Origin of the sequence: Paenibacillus sp. FSL R10-2771 (assembly GCF_038000205.1) — a bacterium.
GTDB lineage: Bacteria > Bacillota > Bacilli > Paenibacillales > Paenibacillaceae > Paenibacillus_AQ > Paenibacillus_AQ phytohabitans.
In genome coordinates this window covers 844,255-864,373 of the sequence record NZ_JBBOBM010000001.1, presented here as the reverse complement: position 1 = coordinate 864,373, position 20,119 = coordinate 844,255, and the positions used below count along the sequence as shown (strand labels likewise).

Here is a 20,119-nt window from a genome sequence, read left to right as displayed (position 1 = left end):
GTTGCTTATATTGCTAGATATTTTCCATTTCCCAGTATAACACAGGCTTTCCCTGCAATCACCAGCATTCCTGCCGGGTGTTTGACTTGAATTCTATAGGTGCGAATATTTTCAAAAAAAGCCCCCGGCACTCATGCCGGAGGCTTCTCATCTAAATAGGTTCCGAAAGCTTACGCTTCCAGTGCCGCTGCTACCGGAGCGACATCAACCGGATACACGCTCACTTTTTTGCGATCGCGACCCCAACGTTCGAACTTCACTACGCCGTCCACAAGTGCGAACAGTGTATCATCCTTACCGATGCCCACGTTAGTGCCCGGGTGGATTTTTGTTCCGCGTTGACGAACCAAGATGTTGCCGCCGGTTACTGCTTGACCGTCAGCACGTTTCACGCCAAGACGTTTAGAGTGGGAATCACGTCCGTTCTTTGTGGAACCTACACCTTTTTTCGATGCGAATAATTGAAGATCCAATTTCAACATGTTGTCAACCTCCTTCTTCAAATAATGACTTCCTGTATCTGAACAAATTTTCTGTAAGATTTAGCGATATCTTTGAGCATCAGCACCATGGATTCCAGCAAAAGCTGCACCTTGGCGGAGACTTCAGGATCATTCACGGGAACCAGGGTTCCACTCAGAAAACCATCCTTCATCGAAGTATCCAGGACTACACCGGTCAGGCTTTCAATCGCATTCACAGTTCCAACCGTAACGGTCGAAACACCCGCGCAGACGATGTCTTTACCATTCCTTGCGTATTCCGCATGCCCTTTGACGGCAAAACCGACAATGACACCTTGAGCAGAAGCCCGTGTAATCCGCACGTTAATCATTAACGCACCTTCTTACGCCTGAATCTTCTCGATAGTTACTTTGGTGTACGGTTGACGATGGCCTTGTTTCTTGTGGTAGTTCTTCTTAGGTTTGTATTTGTAAACTACAACCTTATGACCTTTACCATGTTTCTCGACTTTGGCTGTTACAGACGCGCCGCTTACCAGCGGAGTTCCTGCAGTCAAACCACCTTCGTTAGAAACAGCCAAGACACGGTCAAACGTTACGCTTGCGCCGTCTTCAGCTTCCAGCTTCTCAATGAACAACACGTCGCCCTCTTGGACTTTGTATTGTTTACCGCCAGTTTCGATAATTGCATACATTGTACTTGCACCTCCTCATGTCTCAGACTCGCCTAGTCTAGGTGGCAACCCCCGGAGGAATTGCACTTGATATACCCGATCGGAGCGGTTACAGCATGTGCAGGAAATTAACAACCAAACACATACTTGAAGATATTATCATACTAATTATCCTAAGTCAAGTAGAAAGCGGCTTTATCATCCTTTTAACAGACGGTACCTTCTTAGCGTGAAAAAACTGCCCTACTCCAGCCATGTCCCTACTTTGCCGGTCCCGCCGCAGCATTGACAGATCACCGGAGCAAATCCGGCCGAATCATGCCTTGCCTTCTTGCGGGTCATTTCCAGCAGGCCCAGATGGGTCCAGCCGAGAATATGCGTCTTGGTGCGGTCACGGCTGATGATGCTCTCCAGCTTCGCGATGACCTGCTTCCGGTGCTCCTCCCGCTCCATGTCAATGAAATCAACGATAATAATGCCGCCCGTATCCCGCAGACGGACAAGCCGCCCGATCTCTTCCGCCGCCAGCAGATTGGTCCGTGTTACAGTATCCTCGAGGTTCGTCCCGCCGGTGTACTGAGCCGTATTCACATCAATAACGGTGAGCGCCTCTGTCTCATCCCAAATGAGCGTAGCCCCGCCTTCAAGGATGATTTTGCGGCTGAAGCTCTTATGGAGCTGATCTCCCACACCATATGCCGAGAAGATGGACTCTTGTCCACGGTAGAATCCTACAGGCTTGTACCCTTCGGGAGCCATATCTGTAAGGAATGCTTCCGCCTCTTTAACCGCCTTGGCCGAATCAATCATCAGCTCATCACGCTGCGGGTTGAAGGCATCCCGGATAAACCGCTGAACGATGCTCAGATCACAGTGCAGCAAAGCCGGCGCGTCCGCTTCCTTAGCCCGCCGGGTAATTACTTCCCACTGGGCCCGCAAAAAGGCCAGATCCCCTTCAACAGCCTCCACAGGCTCGTCTTCGGAGACTGTACGCATAATGATTCCTTCTTCACCCTGGCGCAACCGTTCGCCGATTCCTTTAAGCCGGCTGCGCTCGGATTCGCGGCTGATTTTTTTGGAAACCCCGACATACTCGGCAAAAGGCATATACACCATCCAGCGTCCGGGCAAGGTATAATGGGTAGTCACCCGCGCCCCCTTGCCGCCACGCGGCTCTTTTCTAACCTGGACGACGATCTCCTGACCGGGCTGCAGCAGCGTCTCAATAGAGGGCTTCACCTCCGGCTGCTTCTCCAGATGGGGATGCAGCACATCGTCTACATACAGAAAGGCATTCTTTTTCTGTCCGATATCTACAAAAGCCGCCTGCATACCCGGCAGCACATTCATAACCCGACCTTTATAATAACTCCCGACCAGACCTTGCTGCTGATCGCGTTCAGCCGCATATTCCACCAGCCTCCCGTTCTCCAGAAGTGCCATACGAGTAATATGCTGTGTGCAGTGAACGATCATTTGTTTCATGGCTTCACCTCTGGTTTGAATCATTCTAGCTTTATATTCCGAAATAAGAAGAAATCAGACGCTGCTCAGGGAGAACAGCCACTATATCCCTGTCATCGTTCATTACATAGATAAAATGATAATGGTTACGTTTAAATAGACGCAATATATCATCCAAAGGTTTCGCAGAGAACGCAACTATTGGCCGGGCAACGCTCTCCGACTGCAGGTACCGCTCATAGATCTGTTCCCTGTTCATCAAAAAGGCAACAAACCGGTAAGGCAGGTTGCGCTGGTCCGTTACATTGGAATAGAGCAGAAAGGCACCAATCATCAGCAGGTTAAGACGGAGTCCGCCGCCGGTTCCCAGCGGAAGCAGGGCGAACACCACAACAAGCAGACTGGCCGCAATACTGACTCTGCCGATCCACAGCAGGGTGTAATAATACGGAAGCAGCAGGCTTAGAGCTGCCTGCAGGATTTTGCCTCCGTCGAGCGGAAGCACCGGCAGCAGATTGAACAGCGCGATCATGGCATTGGCCCCGATGAAATAATCCAGATAAGCACTGCTGCCATACTCCGCTTGCTTGAGCGCCAGCGCCAGCAGGATCATAATCCCGTTCTGAAGCGGTCCGGCAACGGCTATCCCCATTTCACGTCCGGCTGTTAGCCGTCCATGATCCTCTATGACCGCAACTCCCCCGAACGGCAGCAGCTGCACGGACTTGACGGTAACCCCGGTCAATAGTGCCGCACATACATGTCCGAGTTCATGGATAAATACAATTGAAAACAGAGTAATAATTTCAAGGAACTGTCCGGTAAGCACGGAGAAAAACAGAATCAGCACGAAGAGCGGATGCAGAGACAGCTCAATACCGAAGATCCTAATCAAACGATACCACTTCAGCAGGATCAATATAAGACTTGTCTTTCATAATCGCAAAAAAAAGCATCGGAATCTGTGCATCCTCTGTCCCCTGAATCCAGCCCACCGCATCTCCGCTCTGTACCCAGTCATCCACTGCGAGCCTCGTCCCGCTCAAATGGCCGTATTCCGCCGTTATATTTCCGGTATGGCGGACGGTGATCCGGATGCCTCCCTGTGCTTCTTTGGACACGGACAATACGCGGCCCGTATCTACACTTTCTACTGTGACACTCGAGCCTGAATCATCTGCCGGTATCACTTCGACCCCCTTAAGGGACGCGGCAAAGGGACGCACAATGCTTCCCTCCAAGGGGGCGCTCAGTTCATGAACGGCTGTCACTTTCTCTGCCGGCACCTCTTTATCTCCGAAGATCGGAATGAACGAAGGGGCTCCATTGAAATGCTCCTCATACCACACCTGCACTGCAGCGAAATCCATATCATTACTGAGGGCGCCAGTGATGAAATACTGCGACTTCACGGCCCACGGCTCACTCACTGCGAAGATTCCCCACACCGCTCCGAAGACCAGCAGGCTGGCTATCGTCCTCCGCATGAAACCTGCGCCAAAGCGCGGCCCATCCCCGCCTTCGTCCTCCCAGCTGCTGCGCTGCTTCTTCCACATCACCTCAGGATCAGGTTCCGTTGAAGCAGTGAATTCATTTCGGGGAGCCGCCCCCCATTCCCTGAATGGGATAGTGTTGTCAGGCAGCGTGAAAAGCGCAGGCGCTGATCCGGCTTCGGTCTGCTCCTCTAATAAGCTCTGTATACGTTTCTTACGGCGATTTTTGATATCTTTCTCGTATTCCATATTGATCCCTCCGGACGGGCTTGTTTTACTTCCATTTTATGAGTAGCGGAAGCTGCTTTAGAACAAGCCCTGGGGGGAGATAACTACCAAGCGTAAGTGATTGTACCGGCCTTACTCCGTATATTCGCACAAAAAAACCCGCCAAGGATTTCTCAGCAGGCGGGTCAAGACGAAAGGTCGCTATAAATAAGGGCCTGGCCAGGGTTCAGCCCATTCCAAAAAATTTCTTGAACTTCTTAAAAGCACCCGGTTTCTGGTCCAGCTGCATCAACGGTACCGCATCGCCAAGAATACGCCGGGCAATATTGCGGTAAGCAATTGCAGCTGCAGAATTCGGATTCATCACGGTAGGTTCACCGCTGTTCGCTGCCTTGATGACCAGCTCATCATCCGGCACAATCCCGATCAGATCAATATTGAGCACCTGCAGAATATCCTCGATATCCAGCATATCGCCGGATCTCACCATACCCGGACGGATACGGTTGACCACCAGCTTCGGTGATTCCACATGTGACTGCTCCAGCAGACCGATGATCCGGTCCGCATCCCGCACCGCAGCATGCTCCGGAGTAGTGACCACAATAGCTTTGTCGGCCCCTGCAATGGCATTGCGGAAGCCGTGTTCAATCCCGGCCGGACAATCGATCAGAATATATTCGTATTCCTTCTTGAGTTCAAGAATAATATCCTTGACCTGCTCCGGAGTGACTGAGGTCTTGTCTTTGGTCTGGGCTGCAGGCAGCATATACAGCTCTTCAAAACGCTTGTCTTTGACCAGCGCCTGATTCAGACGGCAGCGGCCTTCCGCCACATCCACAAGATCGTAAATGATCCGGTTCTCCAGCCCCATGACTACATCCAGATTCCGCAGTCCAATGTCAGTATCGACCAGACATACTTTTTTGCCCTGCAATGCAAGCGCGGTCCCAATGTTGGCTGTTGTGGTTGTTTTGCCAACTCCGCCTTTGCCCGAGGTTACGACAATCGCTTCTCCCATGGAGGCTACACCCCTTTAAACACATTTAAATCCTGACGTAATTTGACTATATTATGAATTTTGTCGATTTGCATAGCACCGTCTGATAAATAGGCAAATTCCATGCTGCTCTCCCGGGTTCCCCATTCGTCCGGCGGCCTGCTGATAATATCAGCAATCCGGAGCTGGGTAGGAGCCAGCAGCGAAGCCGCAATAATCGCTTCCTGATTGCCGTTGATTCCGGCGTGTGCCATCCCTTTAAGCGCTCCAAGAATATAGATATCCCCCGAGCAGGTAATGGTTCCCCCCGGATTCACATCGCCGAGAAACAGCAGATTGCCCTCATGATGCAGTACCTGGCCGGAACGGAGCATTCCGCTCATCATAAATAATGCTTCCGTATCCTTCTCTTCAGGGTCCTCCAAGGCTTCAACGGAACGGATTAATAAATTCCCTTGGCTCTTGAGGATATCCAGAACTGCCTCTTTATCTTCTTCGGTAACAGGACGGTTGCCCAGCTTGATGTCCACATGCACAATCGGTCCGGTCAGAATATTTTGATGGCTGTGCTCCAGCTTATAGCGAAGCTCGCTTAAGAGATCTTCAAAGGGACACTTGTCGTCTAGCAGGAATACCAGGCCATCCTTGATGCCCTTAATCCTTACATGCTTGGATTTAACTGTCATATGCCTGTCCCCCCATCCTCATTCATTCGTGCCGGGCCGGGCAAATTCCTTCTTTATGGGATAAGAAAATGCAGCAGCGGCTTAAGCAGCTTCTTCTTTGCGGGTCTCTTTCTTCAGCAGCTCCAGCTGACGCCGGAGCGGGATGTAGAGAAGCAAGCCGATAGCAAAATGAAACAGCATAGTAGGCAGCATATGGTGCAGGAGCGCCCAGTTATAGGGTTCTTTACTCAGATTAAAGACACTGTAAATGGCAAAAAGCATGCTGTCCTCCAGCAGGCTGCCCAGCAGCACCACCGTCATCATCAGCGGCAGCGGTGCACGCGGAATCTGGAATATCAGACCAATCAGATATGCGGATAAGCCCATTGCAAAAGAATGTGCCCCAAGAATGCGGCCATAGAACACCACATCATGCAGCATTCCGAAGGATAAGCCAAGAATAAGTGCCGTATGCCGGTGATGGTATACCGTCACAAACAGGATTACGATGAACACGAGATCAGGGATAATCCGCATCTCCCAGGCATTCGGAATCAGCCAGGGGAGAATAGTGTCTTCAAGGATAAATAAGAGGAACAACAATAGAATTAGAACGGATCTGCGCATCCTCACTATTCCGCACGCTCCTCCGTAAAGACAACGAAGAGTTCCTTCCAGTCCTGGAATCCTGCCGCCGGCTTAATGATTGCAGTAGAGGTTAAACCAAACTCCCCAGTCTTCACCTCTTGAACCGTACCGATGGTCATTCCGAGCGGATACAGTCCGCCGATGCCGGAAGAGATGATCAGGTCATCCTTGGCAACCGGATTTCCTGCCGGAATTTTGTTCATCATCAGCATACCGGTCTGCTGGTCGTATTTCTCAATCATCCCAAAGGTTTCGCCTTCCTTGTTGAACACCGTTGCCGCAATCGCCGGCTGGGAGTTGGGATCATTGATATCCATCATCGTCATCAGCTTGACGGTGGAGGTGAAATTACTCACGTTACTTATTACTCCAACGAGTCCCTCAACGGAGGTCACGGACATATTCAGCTTAATGCCGTCCTTAGCCCCGAGATCAATGACCAGCATGTTGTTGCTTGGCTCTGTCGTCAGGCTGACTACGTTAGCGATATGATACTCATAGTTATACAGATTCTTTTGAGCTTCAGTGAATTGAAGATCTATTTTATATTGCTCATTCCGGGCTTTAATGAAGTTATACTGCGCCTTATCCCGGGCGTATTGCGCCGCCAGTATTTTGAGCCGCTTATTCTCTTCAGCCAGATCATGCAGGTTCCCGATATCTTGGAACAAGCCCGCTACGTATCCAGCGGGCTTGTAGAACAAATTCTGCACGAATCCGGTCGTATCTCTGAGGAAATTCTCCGGCCAGGACAAGTTTTTCCTCTGTCCCAGGCTGAAGCCCATCACCACGATAAACATGACCAGTGTAATCAGCAATATAAATAAACGTTTATTATTAAACAGCTTAAACAGTTTCAACACCCTCTAACAACCGAATTTCTCCCACATCAGGGGTTGACGTTCACAGGTCAGAATTGTCCTAGCGTTTGGAACGGAGACTCGAACTGCTGCGGCTCTTGAACAAATGAATATTCTCGAGTGCCTTGCCTGTACCAATAGCTACACAGTCCAGCGGATTCTCGGCAACGATAACCGGCATTCCGGTCTCACGCGCCAGCAGCTTGTCCAGGTTACGCAAAAGCGCACCGCCGCCTGTAAGCACAATACCGCGGTCCATAATGTCGGCAGCAAGCTCAGGCGGACATTTCTCCAGCGTTACTTTTACAGCTTCAACAATAGCATTCACTGTATCCGACAAAGCTTCACAGATCTCATCAGAGGTAATAGTCAGCGTCTTAGGAAGTCCCGTTACCAGATCGCGGCCGCGGATTTCCATAGTTTCGGCTTTCTCGAGCGGCAGAGCAGAACCCACATCCATCTTCAGCTGCTCCGAAGTGCGTTCCCCGATCATGAGATTATACTGGCGTTTGATATATTGGATGATGGATTCATCCGCTTCATCGCCGGCTACGCGGACAGAACGGCTTGTTACGATACCGCCGAGTGAGATGACCGCCACTTCGGTAGTTCCGCCGCCGATATCCACAACCATGCTTCCTGTAGGTTCCCATACCGGGAGATCTGCTCCGATGGCAGCGGCAAAAGGCTCTTCAATGATATAGGCCTCACGCGCTCCCGCCTGCTTCGTTGCATCTTCAACGGCGCGTTGTTCAACAGCCGTAATTCCGGATGGTACACAGACCATGACATTCGGGTGGCGCTGGAACATCGAGCGCTGCTTCTGTGCCTGGCGGATAAAATATTTGATCATTGTTGCCGTAGTATCAAAATCGGCAATGACCCCGTCCTTCATCGGACGAATGGCACGAATGTTGCCCGGTGTGCGTCCGATCATTTTTTTGGCGGACTCCCCTACAGCTTCAATCGTCTTAGTATCAGTATTAATGGCTACCACGGAAGGCTCTCTTACAACAATCCCTTTACCGCGCACGTAGACAAGCGTATTCGCTGTCCCCAAGTCAATTCCTAAATCTTTCGTAAAACCACCTAACATCTTGTATGCTCCTTTTCCTTGTGGATCTAGACAATTGTATTACATATAACCTTTTTCTTTCAAACTTACAAAGCTGCTGTCACCAATGACCAGGTGATCCAGCACGTCGATGCCGACAATTTCACCTGCCTGTATCAGCCTTGAGGTCAAGGAGATGTCTTCAGGACTTGGCGTCGGATCACCGCTCGGATGATTATGTGCGCATATAATAGCTGCGCTGCTGCATTTCATGGCTGCCCGGAACACCTCACGGGGATGCACAATGGAGGCGTTAAGGCTGCCCATGGACAATGTTTCCTGCGCAATAACATGATTCTTCGTATTCAGAAACAAGCAGATAAAATGCTCCTTCTGCAAATAACGCAGCTGCTCGGTCAGAATCTCCGCCGCGTCCTGGGGACTGCGGATGATAACCGGTTCTGTAAGCCGGGAGTTCGCCATCCGTCTTCCCAGCTCTATGCCTGCTTTCAGTTGCACGGCCTTGGCAGGGCCAATGCCTTTGATTGTTGTCAGTTCTTCAATGCTCAGGTCCGCCAGCCCGCGGAGGCCGCCTGTAATCCCCAGCAACCGCTGGGCGATATGAATAGCCGATTCACTCTGCGCACCTGTGCGCAGCAGAATTGCCAGCAGCTCCGCCTGACTTAATGATTCCGCCCCATAATGCATCATGCGCTCTCGTGGTCGTTCTTCATGGGGGAGGTCACGCAGCATAAATGTTTGCGACTCCATCCCTAACCCTCTTTCTTCCTGCTATCCTTGCCGGTTCAGTACAGAAATGCCGAACCCGGACAACATGCCGCTTAGCAGCGACAACGGCAGACCGACCACGTTAAAATAACAGCCTTCAATTTCGTCCACCAGGGTGGCACCAAGCCCTTGTATTGCATAAGAGCCGGCTTTGTCGGCAGGCTCCCCGGTCGCTATGTAGGCGCAGATTTCATCTTCGCTCATTGCTCTCATAGTTACAGAGGTTACCCTGTGATCTACCAGGGTCCGACCCTCTGCGAGACCGATACAGGCCACCCCGGTATATACCTGATGTGTCCTTCCCTGCAGCATGGCCAGCATCTTAGCGCTGTCCTGCTCGTCCACCGGCTTGCCGAGCACCTTGTCGTCAAGCACGACAATCGTGTCGCTGCCGACAATAACAGCATCCCGGTCTCCGGCTGCAGGGAGTACTGCCTCCGCTTTGCGCACCGCCAGATTACGCACGATGGTCTCAGGCGTCCATTCCGGCGGCGTACTCTCATCAGCATCACTGACCAGAACCTCGAAAGGCAGGCCAAGCGAGGCTAACAGTTCACGCCGCCGCGGCGAACCCGAAGCAAGAATAATGTGTCGCGTGTTGTTATGCTCCACTGTAATAAACGTCCCTTCTAGATGCCGGCAGCGAACGCTACAGTCTGCGGTACAGCCATACAGCTGTTATCATTCCGGCAAGACTGAGCAGGCACAATTTCAAATGGATAGTGATGTCATAGGTTATGATGTCCAAATCAGCTTGCGGCGACCACTTGAGTACAGTCGAGGTTGTAAGAAAAGACAGAGCTTTTACAGGTTCCAGCAGCTTGGCAATCCATGCTCCGGCCAGCCAGCCCAGAATTAGAAATAACAGCAGTGTTCCTACATTTTTCTTCTTCATTTTGGTCTTCCCTCGCCATTTTTTGACACCCTAATTATTATACGGTGAAACGGAGTTCAATACAAACGCAAAATCCGTTCAGGGAATGTTTACCACAGCCGTGCCGCATAAAGCCCGATTTCACCAGTCTCCGCCGGGTGTGGTCCACTAACATTATCCGACTCCGGCACAATAGGCAACTGATTTATCATGCAGCAGCTATACTGGCGAGAAACACAGCAATCCCCCGTCCGGCAAACAGCCGGTACGGGGGATGGGCAACATCTTATTCAATGGGGTGAACGTTCAGCTTATCGCAGACAGCAGACTTTTCTGGCCGGTCAAAAAGCTCATCATAGCCTCCTGCACTTCCCAGAGCAGGCCCTCTGCCTTATTCTTGCCGTACTCGTTCAGTGCGGATATTCCCCGGCTCATGGATTTCTCCAGCCCGGTGGCAATACTCTTCCCTTCCGGAGACAGCCCGGACTCGAGCTGCTTGACGGTTTCGGTCCACTGCATATGAAGATCACTTACCGCTGAGCTGTCTGTACCGCTGGCCATACCGCTCAGCAGCGAAGCAGACAGGCCGCTCAGCTCACTCAACAACTGGCTGCTGACTGCAAAATAGCTGTCCACTGCTTCCGCCGTTCCGTTATAGCTGACCTGATCCACAGCGGGCAAGGCCACTTCCCTTACATACAGCTCGATGCCCTGATTCTTCAGACCGCTGCTGAGCAGCTTGGCCTGCTCGCGCTCAGGCGACATCCCGGCATACACCCGGTTGCCGTCCGCTGGGTCCAGACCTGCGGCAAGCCCTGCGGCAAGCAGCTCCTGCTGAGCCTGCGCAGCACCAGCCGGTGTGCTGAATACGCCGTATTGGAGCAGATAATAGCTCTGCGCCGCAATCTGTACCGGAACATGCACTGCCACCGCTTCACCGGTTCCTTCAACCGGCACGCCTGTGATATCTGCTTCCGCTCCCCCGCCAGTGTCATTCTGGCTCTGAACGATCCCCGTCTGAACAGCGGAACTGCCGCTTCCATTCCCGGTGCCCGTCCCTCCGCCACTGATGAAGGACAGCGCTGCATAGCCGAGCAGGATTCCTGTGCCTAATGCTCCTGCTACTGACAAAGCGAACTTCCACCAATAAGAAGGGCGGCGGGTATGGTAGGAGCCTCCATACAGATTCCCGTGTGTGCTGAACTGCCCGAACCGTTCCTGCTCAGCGCCCCGCTCATCCTCAAACAGCGGGTAGTGCTCACCTGGTGGTGCATTATCATCGTCCCTGTAAACCTCCGCATAAACTGGAATTGTGCGCGTACTTGAGTCTGGGAGATATGAATACTGTCCAGTATCATACTCTCCATCTGAATCATCCCAGTTGCGGCGGCGCGGACCAGAGGATTTCATATAAGATACTTCAGCTGCACGGGGGATTTCCACCCGCTCCAGATCAACTATATATTCATCTGCACGGAGATTCGGGGCCGTTCTGATCTCCTCACGCTGTTCCCTGTCCTCAACCTCCAAGGCTCTAACAGGTTCTCTTCCTATACGGCGGTCTGCCATTTCCGCCTTACGTTCTGCCGTCTCCCCATCAAACCGGAATGTCATTCTTCCGCTATTCAATGCTCCCACCTCGCTATCTTCAGTTCTATACTGAAATATATGATAGATGTGAGATGGATATGCTATTTTAATATATTTACACCAAACTAAGTACTTTCTCCCTGACCCCTTCCGCCGCGTAATGCTTGAGCAGTGTCCGGTAAGCCTGATCCGCAATAATGGAGCCCAGCTCAGGCGTTGTCAGCAGCTTCACCAGCTGGCCGGCAAAGACTGCACTCGTGCCTGCGAGCAGAATATCCCGTCCCGTCTCACAGATTAATTCCTCCGAACCGCTCAAGCTGCAGACGACCGGCGTCCGCAGCGCCCAGGCTTCCAGGATCTTAATCTGCCCCCCGCAGCCTTCGCGCAAAGAAGCTACCACGGCGCTGGCCCGCCGGATGTAATCGGCTGTATGTTCAAATTCCCTGACAATTTCAATAGAAGCATCATTGCGGGCCAAGGCGGCAACCTCCGGATGTACTTTATCGCTAATCATATAGCACCGGAAATCCGGCACCTCAGCTTTGACCAGCGGGTATATCTTCTTTAAGAACAATAAAGCCACATTCTTGCCCTGGCCGGTATTCATATTCCAATGAAGGACTATGGATTTCTCCTTGATTACGGTCTCACCGGAGGCATAAGCAGGCTCCTTCAGGTCAATGTAAGGCGGAATTACATGCACCTTGCCTGCATCCGCAAAGGATAATGCCTTAAAAGAAAGGGCATCCCATTCTGTAGCGGTCAGCAGCAGACTGGTCTTGTTCATTAATCGGCGCTCTTCCCGGCGGATCAGTGCGGCATTCAGCTTATGATAGCTTTTGCTAATTCCGCGTTTGCCGGCTGCCCTATTCTCCAGCATTCTGCTCCCGAAACGGTGGGCATCTGTAATGATGACGGCCTCCGGAAGCATTGAGGCTACAATATCCAGGCAATTACTCAGCATATAATACGAAATAAACACATGACTGTATGTATTCAAGCGGCACATTTCTGTGATTTCCGCCCGCAAAGACTTGTCAGTACCGATCAGCGGAGAATGTGAGCGCAGCTTGTTCAGCGGGTGCAGCAGTGACCTCTGTGAAGCAGAAGACCTCTTCACCTGGTGCACCGTAAGCGCAGGTCCAGACTCTACCGCCGGCTCCCGGCGGCAATGACAATACTCGAGCAGATCAATATCAAACCGCTCCAGCAGAATATCAAGAAAATTCTCTGTTCTTATTTCTCCTTCTAAATCTTCGGGATAACGACTCTGGGCTGATAGGAACAGCATTTTCTCTCTCATGGCTATAGCTCCTTGGTTCTATGTAAATGGTTATTATTGTATACAAAGAAAAATAGGCCGGATTACATCCAGCCTTCATTTATGAATCTTTAGATGTAGATCAATAGTAACGCAGTTCCCGGAAAAAGATTGTCGATTTATGGGATGAAATAATATTTTTTTTGTATTCCCCTTACAATTAGACAAGACTTAGCAGCTTTTCCCGGACACTTTCCGCCTCATAGTTAGCCAGCAGGGTCTGGTAGGCACGGTCCGCAAGCACTACTCCCTTTTCGTGATCCTGAAGTAATTGAGTCACGCTTTCGGCAAACGTAACCGGATCATCGGCAATCATAATATTCGCGGAATGCTCATACAGCAGCCCTTCTGCTCCTTTGGTGCTTGAAACGACAGGAGTCTTGAGCGCCCAGGCCTCCAGTATCTTCAGGCGTGTTCCGCTGCCCTCCTGCAGAGGGGCAATCACAACCTGCGCCTTCCGTATATAGTCCGCCACACTGTCCACATATCCGGTGATGATGATGGAAGGGTCCTGGTCCGCCAGAGCGGCAACTTCCGGATGCACATCCCGGCCGACGATATACCATTTGATGCCCGGAACCTTGGCTTTGATAAGCGGATAGATCTGACGGTAGAAATAGGTAGCTGCATTAATGTTCGGGAAGTAGTTCATATTGCCCGGAAGAATAATCCACGGCTCTTTCGGAAAAAGCGTATTTGTCCGATAATCGCCCATACGGATGAAGTTAGGGATTACGTGGACCTTGAAAGAATTTTTAAAAGAAAGTGCCTTAAAGCTCAGCCCGTCCTGTTCGGATGTTGTAAGCAGCAGATTGGTCTTGTCCATCAGCTTAAGCTCATCTCTGCGCGTCCATACCGCATTAAGGGAATAAAAGAGTTTGGCGATCCCCCTCTTCCTGCGGGCAAGCTGTGCAGACAATCCGCTCTCGAAGTTATGCGCGTCCGTGATTATAACAGTGCCAGGCAGGGAACGGCGCACAATGTCAATGCAGCAGCCGAGCAGACTGTGCGAAATAAAAACATGGCTGTACGCATGCTGTACGCAGAGCTCTGTAATCTTCTCTTTCATATCCACATCTACATGGCTCATATAAGAGCAATTGCGCCATTTGTACAAGGAGCGAAGCATCGCCTTGCGGTAATTCATTGTGCGCTTCACCTCATGCACGGTAAGGGACGGTATGGCCTCCGTATCTTTGGAACCTGAATACGTTAAGAGATCCACATCGTATTTGGCGAGTAAAATATTCAGAATATTGCCCGTTCTCAGCTTGCCACCGCTATCCTGCGGAAATGGATTCTCTGCAGATATGAACAGCAATTTTTCCCTCATGGCTTTTTCTCCTACTCTCCATTTATCTGTCTGTGTCTGGCAGTGCCAGGTATCTAGCATATATTACCCCAAAGTTCTGCGGAGTTTTGTCGTTTCTTGGCTAATGCAAAAATAATTTCAAAAAACTGTCATTTCACGAAGCCCGGACACAAAAACAGCGCTGCTCCAGTAAAAGGAGAAGCGCTGTTTTTCCTGATTTTTGTGATTTTATTTAAATTGCAGTTTAGACTTATGGTCAGTACATTCAGGAATGTACTTCAAGCTCCCTCGCTGCATGGCCTTGGCTGCGGACCACACAATTGCGTCCGCGCTGCTTCGCCTGGTACAGGGCGGTATCGCTCAGCTTGTACAAGGTATTGAGCGGGACGCGCTCGCCCGAGACGATCGTAATCAGACCGATGCTCACTGTATACGAGAGCGTTATCCCATCAATGGTGGCGTCCAGCACGGACCGGCGAAGCCGCTCAGCCACTTCCCCACTCGCTTCCTCATCCGCCCGGTGCAGCAGCACAGCGAATTCTTCGCCGCCGAACCGTCCGAACAGGTCCCCGTTGCCAAGCTGGCGCTCAATTCTGCGGGCAAAGTCGCGCAGCACCTTGTCACCCGTGTCATGGCCATAGGTATCATTCACCTGTTTGAAATGGTCCACATCCAGCAGCAGGAAAGAGAAGGGCGCGATCTCCTTGGCAGCCGCAGCAATCAGGGGCCGGGCACGCAGCACGAAGGCTCTGCGGTTAAGAATGCCGGTGAGCTCATCGTATGTGGCTGCACGCTCCAGTTCAGCATAGGACTGCTCCCTGGAGAGCAGCATGAAGCCGGCGGTTCCGAGAAACATCAGCAGGTATATTCCAATATAGAAAAAGACTTGCATCCACTCACCAATGGGTGAGCCCTCAGGCGGAGGATATACCAGTCTGCTTGCATTGCAGAGCATCGAGAGGATAACAATTCCGTAGAGCAAGCCCATAATTTCCTGAAGCGGTGTTTTTTTTACTTTCCAGCATAGCATATACGCAGGATAGATCAGCAGCAGTGCCCCGGCAAGCGAGGCAGCTGCAATTAGCCGCGGTACGTCCGGAGACAGCAGATACAGGAGGAGCAGAGCAAGTGCGGCACATCCGGTTAGTGTATAATAAATCCGCTTTATCCGTTCGGAATGGACCTCCAGCATCTTGAGCAGCGCGAAGATTTCTGCGGTTCCACCGGCCAGATTCAAGAGAATAATGCAGGGAAGCACAACCTTAAATTCACGATATTCCCTTAACAGCAGAAGGATCATAATCACCAGCTGCAGAATTTTGGCGGTCAGGAACAGCAGGGATGTACCATCTTTCGGATAACGCGACCGGTAAGCCAGAGTGAGCATAACCGTAAAGAAATTACCAAAAAAGAGACACGCCAGCAGTGTCTTGAAATCCAAACTGGCAGCCATAGCGTCCACCCCCTTGCTCATTGATGTCATATGTATGATGTGTATAATCCCGTTCTTTTACCCGGCTCTGACCACACGGTCCCGCCCGTCCTGCTTCGCCTGATACAGGGCTCTGTCACTAAGCTTGTACAAGGTATTCAAGGCGGTCTGCTGATCAGGAAGCACTGTAATCATTCCGATGCTTACGGTGTACCCGCCGGCAAGACTGTCTCCCGAAGCCTCCTTGACGGCTTGGCGCAGTTCTTCCGCCTTGCGGCTGCTGTTCTCCACATCCTGCCCATAGAGCATAATGGCGAATTCTTCGCCGCCAACCCGGCCGAACAAGTCACCGATTCCCAGCCGGCTCTCAATGGTAAGCGCGAAATCCTGGAGTACTACATCGCCCTTGTCATGTCCATATGTATCATTCACTATTTTGAAATGGTCCAGATCCAGCAGCAGCATTGAGCAGTATTCCCGCTTTCTTGCGGCCATCGCCAGCTTCAGCTCAGCCTCTATCAGAAAAGCCCTGCGGCCAAGGATTCCGGTAAGGCTGTCATAAGCGGCTATGCGCTTCAGCTTCTCATATGAATGCTCATTGGAGAGCAGGATGAACGCCGCAATTCCCCCGACCAGCATCAAAAACATCCCCAGGTAATACAAATACTGTGCCGGATTAGCTGTCAGCGGCCCCATCTCCGGTTCCAGAATCAGCGCGACAAAGGACCGCAACAGCATCACGGCAGCAATGGTATAAAATACGCCTCCCATTATTTTCTGGAGCGGAGAACGTTCTTTACCCGCCGTCAAACGGTAGCCGGGGTAGATCACAAACAGCATTACCCATAGCGAGGTCGTGGCCACCCGCAGGTTCGCATGGTTAAAGAACAGGGCGACGATACAAAAGCTCAGAACACTGCCCGCAACCAGCCCCGAATAATAGAGCTTCGCCTTACGGTCCATCATCCCCATCATCATCAGCAGCGCCGAAATTTCCAGACTTCCTCCAGCCAGAATGAGCGCATTGCTTAGAGGTATGGCGATCCAATGGGGAATATAATCCCATAGCAGAATAGAGCCCCAGAAGACGACCTGAAGCCACTTTGCAGTTATAAAAAGGACCGAGGCGGTATCCTTGGCGAAATGGTAGCGGTAGAAGGTAATCAGCAGTCCGGAAAACAAGTTCCCCAAGATGAACAAGTACAACAATGTATTAATATCAAGCTGAAAGCTCATGAGTACACCACCAAATATGCGGGAATACCTTCTTTTAATTGAGGACAATATCATTCACAAGCTATATCGGCAAAATGGCGGTGTAATTTCACTTCTAATTTCTTAGACTCCAGATACCTCCAGACACAAAAAAGAAGAAACGGCTTCGCTGTCCTTATTCAAGGAACGGAAACCGTTTCTGTTAAATTGCCTAGCTATCCTATTACTGTAAAGAGATATGTGTAATCTGCATAGAACGGCCTAAGCCTTATTCACGATTCTTCAGATTATCAGCCAGAGCATACCCGACCTTCCAGATATCACCCGCACCCATTGTAATCACCAGATCACCGGGAGCAATGCGGTCCTGCAGGTCAGCCAGCACAGCTTCCTTCGTCGGCAGATGCCGTGCACCGGCGTTGCTGTTCTGCACAATCAGCTCCACCAGCTTCGCGGAGGTGACTCCCTCGATCTGCTTCTCTCCGGCAGGCGAGTAGATATCGGTAATAATCACTTCGTCCGCTTCGCTGAACGCACGGCTGAACGCATCCAGCAGGAAGAAGGTACGCGTGTAGCGCTGCGGCTGGAACACGGCGATAATCCGTTTGCCTGTAGCCTTGGCAGCACTAATGGTAGCCTGAATCTCCGTTGGATGATGCGCATAATCATCAATGACGAGAATCTCGTTGATCTCTCCCAGCACCTGGAAGCGCCGCTTGGCACCGTGGAATTTTACAATTGCTGCAGCGATCGCTTCAAAGGCAATGCCGGATTTCAGACAGGAAATTACCGCCGCCATTGAATTATACAGATTGTATTGCCCCGGAATGGAAAGCTCAATACGGCCCAGAACCTCCGTACCGCGATTCATCGTGTACGACACCTGGCGGTCGCCCAGAACGATGTCGGTCGCCGTGTAATCTGCAGTCTCCGAATGAATTCCGTAGGTGATAACCGTACCTTTTACTTGAGGCAGCAGAGATTTCACATTCTCATCATCCGCGCACACAATAGCCGTTCCGTCCTCACGCAGCTGGTTCATAAACTGCACATAAGCTTCCTTCAGCTGGCCGAAATCACCGCCGTAGTTCTCCAGATGGTCGGCTTCAATATTCGTTACAATGCCCAGCCAAGGATGGTACTGCAGGAATGAGCCATCGCTCTCATCCGCTTCGGCTACGACGAATTCCCCTTGTCCTGCCTTGGCATTCGTACCGACGTTCATAATCTCCCCGCCAATAATATACGTAGGGTCCACTCCGCAGTCTTCCATAACCAGAGCAATCATCGACGAGGTGGTAGTCTTGCCGTGCGCACCCGCAACAGCCACACCCTTGCGCTCATTCAGCAGACGGGCAAGCATCTGCGAACGGTGAAGAATCGGTATTTTGAGACGCTCCGCTTCTACCCATTCTACGTTATCCGACGCAAGCGCCGTAGAATATACGACCAGATCCGCGCCTTTGACCTGTTCGGCCGTATGTCCGATGTAGACCTTGGCACCTTTGGCAATCAATTTCTCCGTTAACTCTTGTGCAGCTACGTCAGAGCCCGTAACTGTATATCCCATCTCCAGCATCACCCGGGCAATCGCGCTCATACCGTAGCCGCCGATCCCTATAAAATGCACACGTTCAGTAGTATCCAACAGTTCGTCACCAGCCTTTTTCAGAATCGGGTTGCCGTAAAAGCGTACTGCGTACATCAGAAATCAAATACAGCGTTCCGGACACGACCGCAAGGTCATCGTCCGCTGTGATCGTCTGCAGCAGATGCAGCGCTTGGCCCCAATTACGTTCTACTATGATTTCCAAGTTTTCCTTGGCATATTTATTCCGCAGACTTTCTGCGATGGCCTGCAGATCTTCCGCGTCCATTTTCTTCCGGAAATCCGGTTCGGTCAGGATGAGCGTATCCACTATAGGCAGTATATGCTTGAGATACGACTCGTGATGCTTATTTGCCAGCATCCCCATGAGCAAATTTAATTTACCGTATGGCCCAAACTGCGGAAGACTCTTGGCCAGGCTCTCTGCACCTTCCGGATTATGTGCTCCGTCCAGAATAATTCTGGGTGAAGTGCCTACTTCCTCCAGCCTTCCGGCCCAGAATGTACCGCGGAATCCCTCCAGCACATCCTCGTCCTCCAGCATGAAGGCCATATACTGCCGCAGCACCTCAAGGACCATCATAGCTCCCGCTGCATTCTCCAGCTGATGTTCGCCTTTCATAGCGATATCAAGCCCTAGCGAGCGGAATGGACCCTGGAAGGTGAAATGCTGGTGGCCGTCCCTGAGCTCTACACCACTATAGCTGAAATCTTCTCCAGCCAAATATAGAGTAGAACGGGTAGACGCCGCTTTAGCCTTCAGTACTGCGATGGCCTCCGGCTGGCTCACGCAACTGACTGCAGGAACGCCCGGCTTAATAATTCCGGCCTTCTCACCGGCGATCAGCTCCAGTGTATCTCCGAGTACATCGGTATGATCATGTCCGACATTCGTGATTACAGACACTACCGGAGTAACAATATTCGTTACATCCAGCCTTCCCCCAAGACCTGTCTCCCATACGACTACATCCGGATAACAGACTTCGCCATAATAGAGAATGGCCAGTGCCGTCGACACCTCGAACATTGTCGGCGAACCCAGCTCACCGCCCGCGATCTCTTGAACCAGCGGTCGCAGTTTATTTACGAGTTCCAGCAAAGTCTCTTCGGAAATATCTTCTCCATTGTACTGGAAACGGTTCGTGAATTTCGTGATATAAGGAGAAGTAAAGGTCCCCACCGTGTACCCGCTCTGAATAAGTACACGGGTCAAAAAAGCACAGGTAGAGCCTTTGCCATTCGTCCCTGCCACGTGAATGAACTTGAGCTTGCGGTGCGGATGACCCAGCTTCTCCATCAGAAGCTCTATCCGCTCCAGCCCTGGCCGGATTCCGAAAGGAATCAGGCTGTTGATCCAGTCTACCGCTTCTGTATAAGAACTTAAGGGAGCGGCACCGCCGCTCCGGGTGATCTCTTCCATATCC

The 20,119-nt window shown here is 51.3% G+C and carries 21 protein-coding genes and 1 other annotated feature; all 21 genes read right to left on the bottom strand.

What is annotated here, in order from left to right; all coding sequences use genetic code 11:
• Positions 1 to 170: 170 nt before the first annotated feature.
• Positions 171 to 482 (bottom strand): 50S ribosomal protein L27, encoded by a 312-nt coding sequence (rpmA, locus tag NSU14_RS03760; protein ID WP_020429282.1) that lies wholly within the window; start codon positions 480 to 482, stop codon positions 171 to 173.
• Between the two features lie 17 nt (positions 483 to 499).
• On the bottom strand, positions 500 to 835 hold the full coding sequence (locus NSU14_RS03755; RefSeq protein WP_042139581.1) for a ribosomal-processing cysteine protease Prp: 336 nt from the start codon (positions 833 to 835) through the stop codon (positions 500 to 502).
• A 12-nt stretch (positions 836 to 847) separates the two neighbouring features.
• Positions 848 to 1,159 (bottom strand): 50S ribosomal protein L21, encoded by a 312-nt coding sequence (gene rplU, locus NSU14_RS03750; RefSeq protein ID WP_036698983.1) that lies wholly within the window; start codon positions 1,157 to 1,159, stop codon positions 848 to 850.
• Between the two features lie 14 nt (positions 1,160 to 1,173).
• Positions 1,174 to 1,259: a sequence feature (ribosomal protein L21 leader region), on the bottom strand.
• Positions 1,260 to 1,381: 122 nt separating this feature from the next.
• A complete protein-coding gene (locus NSU14_RS03745) occupies positions 1,382 to 2,623 on the bottom strand; it encodes an Rne/Rng family ribonuclease (RefSeq protein WP_039300508.1) in 1,242 nt (413 codons plus the stop codon).
• Between the two features lie 31 nt (positions 2,624 to 2,654).
• On the bottom strand, positions 2,655 to 3,497 hold the full coding sequence (locus NSU14_RS03740) for a M50 family metallopeptidase (protein WP_042139582.1): 843 nt from the start codon (positions 3,495 to 3,497) through the stop codon (positions 2,655 to 2,657).
• Complete coding sequence (locus NSU14_RS03735; RefSeq protein ID WP_340942963.1) at positions 3,490 to 4,344, bottom strand: M23 family metallopeptidase; 855 nt, start codon at positions 4,342 to 4,344, stop codon at positions 3,490 to 3,492. The genes NSU14_RS03740 and NSU14_RS03735 overlap by 8 nt, the downstream gene beginning before the upstream one ends.
• Before the next feature lie 205 nt (positions 4,345 to 4,549).
• The gene (gene minD, locus NSU14_RS03730) at positions 4,550 to 5,344 is read right to left on the bottom strand and encodes a septum site-determining protein MinD (RefSeq protein WP_039300516.1); all 795 of its coding nucleotides are present in this window, start codon (positions 5,342 to 5,344) and stop codon (positions 4,550 to 4,552) included.
• 5 nt (positions 5,345 to 5,349) lie between these two features.
• The gene (gene minC, locus NSU14_RS03725; RefSeq protein ID WP_042139585.1) at positions 5,350 to 6,009 is read right to left on the bottom strand and encodes a septum site-determining protein MinC; all 660 of its coding nucleotides are present in this window, start codon (positions 6,007 to 6,009) and stop codon (positions 5,350 to 5,352) included.
• Positions 6,010 to 6,090: 81 nt separating this feature from the next.
• Positions 6,091 to 6,621: a rod shape-determining protein MreD gene (gene mreD, locus NSU14_RS03720; protein ID WP_171718266.1), complete on the bottom strand. Its 531-nt coding sequence runs from the start codon at positions 6,619 to 6,621 to the stop codon at positions 6,091 to 6,093.
• Positions 6,621 to 7,499, bottom strand: coding sequence for a rod shape-determining protein MreC (gene mreC, locus NSU14_RS03715; RefSeq protein WP_042139587.1), 879 nt, complete (start codon positions 7,497 to 7,499; stop codon positions 6,621 to 6,623). Before mreC ends, mreD begins: the two co-directional genes overlap by 1 nt.
• A gap of 58 nt (positions 7,500 to 7,557) precedes the next feature.
• Positions 7,558 to 8,592 (bottom strand): rod shape-determining protein, encoded by a 1,035-nt coding sequence (locus NSU14_RS03710; protein WP_039300524.1) that lies wholly within the window; start codon positions 8,590 to 8,592, stop codon positions 7,558 to 7,560.
• 39 nt (positions 8,593 to 8,631) lie between these two features.
• Positions 8,632 to 9,321, bottom strand: coding sequence for a RadC family protein (gene radC, locus NSU14_RS03705; protein WP_042139588.1), 690 nt, complete (start codon positions 9,319 to 9,321; stop codon positions 8,632 to 8,634).
• A 21-nt stretch (positions 9,322 to 9,342) separates the two neighbouring features.
• Complete coding sequence (locus tag NSU14_RS03700) at positions 9,343 to 9,951, bottom strand: Maf family protein (protein WP_042139589.1); 609 nt, start codon at positions 9,949 to 9,951, stop codon at positions 9,343 to 9,345.
• Positions 9,952 to 9,988: 37 nt separating this feature from the next.
• Positions 9,989 to 10,234 (bottom strand): DUF4321 domain-containing protein, encoded by a 246-nt coding sequence (locus NSU14_RS03695; RefSeq protein ID WP_039300531.1) that lies wholly within the window; start codon positions 10,232 to 10,234, stop codon positions 9,989 to 9,991.
• Positions 10,235 to 10,519: 285 nt separating this feature from the next.
• Positions 10,520 to 11,842, bottom strand: a complete 1,323-nt coding sequence (locus tag NSU14_RS03690; protein ID WP_340942953.1) for a hypothetical protein — start codon at positions 11,840 to 11,842, stop codon at positions 10,520 to 10,522.
• 76 nt (positions 11,843 to 11,918) lie between these two features.
• Entirely contained in the window at positions 11,919 to 13,106 is a 1,188-nt protein-coding gene (locus tag NSU14_RS03685; RefSeq protein ID WP_076247802.1) for a glycosyltransferase, read from the bottom strand.
• Between the two features lie 178 nt (positions 13,107 to 13,284).
• Positions 13,285 to 14,457: a glycosyltransferase family 4 protein gene (locus NSU14_RS03680; protein WP_076247805.1), complete on the bottom strand. Its 1,173-nt coding sequence runs from the start codon at positions 14,455 to 14,457 to the stop codon at positions 13,285 to 13,287.
• Between the two features lie 244 nt (positions 14,458 to 14,701).
• Positions 14,702 to 15,889, bottom strand: a complete 1,188-nt coding sequence (locus tag NSU14_RS03675) for a GGDEF domain-containing protein (protein WP_052422064.1) — start codon at positions 15,887 to 15,889, stop codon at positions 14,702 to 14,704.
• Between the two features lie 57 nt (positions 15,890 to 15,946).
• A complete protein-coding gene (locus NSU14_RS03670) occupies positions 15,947 to 17,104 on the bottom strand; it encodes a GGDEF domain-containing protein (RefSeq protein ID WP_340942948.1) in 1,158 nt (385 codons plus the stop codon).
• Positions 17,105 to 17,351: 247 nt separating this feature from the next.
• Positions 17,352 to 18,731: a UDP-N-acetylmuramate--L-alanine ligase gene (gene murC / locus NSU14_RS03665; protein ID WP_042139593.1), complete on the bottom strand. Its 1,380-nt coding sequence runs from the start codon at positions 18,729 to 18,731 to the stop codon at positions 17,352 to 17,354.
• A 7-nt stretch (positions 18,732 to 18,738) separates the two neighbouring features.
• On the bottom strand, positions 18,739 to 20,115 hold the full coding sequence (locus NSU14_RS03660) for a bifunctional folylpolyglutamate synthase/dihydrofolate synthase (RefSeq protein ID WP_340942944.1): 1,377 nt from the start codon (positions 20,113 to 20,115) through the stop codon (positions 18,739 to 18,741).
• Positions 20,116 to 20,119 lie beyond the last annotated feature (4 nt).

Coding starts and splice junctions, on each gene's coding strand:
- minC (WP_042139585.1), bottom strand. CDS start 6,009: ATGACAGTTAAATCCAAGCATGTAAGGATTAAGGGCATCAAGGATGGC.
- radC (WP_042139588.1), bottom strand. CDS start 9,321: ATGGAGTCGCAAACATTTATGCTGCGTGACCTCCCCCATGAAGAACGA.
- NSU14_RS03675 (WP_052422064.1), bottom strand. CDS start 15,889: ATGGCTGCCAGTTTGGATTTCAAGACACTGCTGGCGTGTCTCTTTTTT.
- NSU14_RS03710 (WP_039300524.1), bottom strand. CDS start 8,592: ATGTTAGGTGGTTTTACGAAAGATTTAGGAATTGACTTGGGGACAGCG.
- NSU14_RS03755 (WP_042139581.1), bottom strand. CDS start 835: ATGATTAACGTGCGGATTACACGGGCTTCTGCTCAAGGTGTCATTGTC.
- NSU14_RS03735 (WP_340942963.1), bottom strand. CDS start 4,344: ATGGAATACGAGAAAGATATCAAAAATCGCCGTAAGAAACGTATACAG.
- NSU14_RS03695 (WP_039300531.1), bottom strand. CDS start 10,234: ATGAAGAAGAAAAATGTAGGAACACTGCTGTTATTTCTAATTCTGGGC.
- NSU14_RS03685 (WP_076247802.1), bottom strand. CDS start 13,106: ATGAGAGAGAAAATGCTGTTCCTATCAGCCCAGAGTCGTTATCCCGAA.
- NSU14_RS03745 (WP_039300508.1), bottom strand. CDS start 2,623: ATGAAACAAATGATCGTTCACTGCACACAGCATATTACTCGTATGGCA.
- rpmA (WP_020429282.1), bottom strand. CDS start 482: ATGTTGAAATTGGATCTTCAATTATTCGCATCGAAAAAAGGTGTAGGT.
- NSU14_RS03660 (WP_340942944.1), bottom strand. CDS start 20,115: ATGGAAGAGATCACCCGGAGCGGCGGTGCCGCTCCCTTAAGTTCTTAT.
- minD (WP_039300516.1), bottom strand. CDS start 5,344: ATGGGAGAAGCGATTGTCGTAACCTCGGGCAAAGGCGGAGTTGGCAAA.
- rplU (WP_036698983.1), bottom strand. CDS start 1,159: ATGTATGCAATTATCGAAACTGGCGGTAAACAATACAAAGTCCAAGAG.
- NSU14_RS03680 (WP_076247805.1), bottom strand. CDS start 14,457: ATGAGGGAAAAATTGCTGTTCATATCTGCAGAGAATCCATTTCCGCAG.
- NSU14_RS03670 (WP_340942948.1), bottom strand. CDS start 17,104: ATGAGCTTTCAGCTTGATATTAATACATTGTTGTACTTGTTCATCTTG.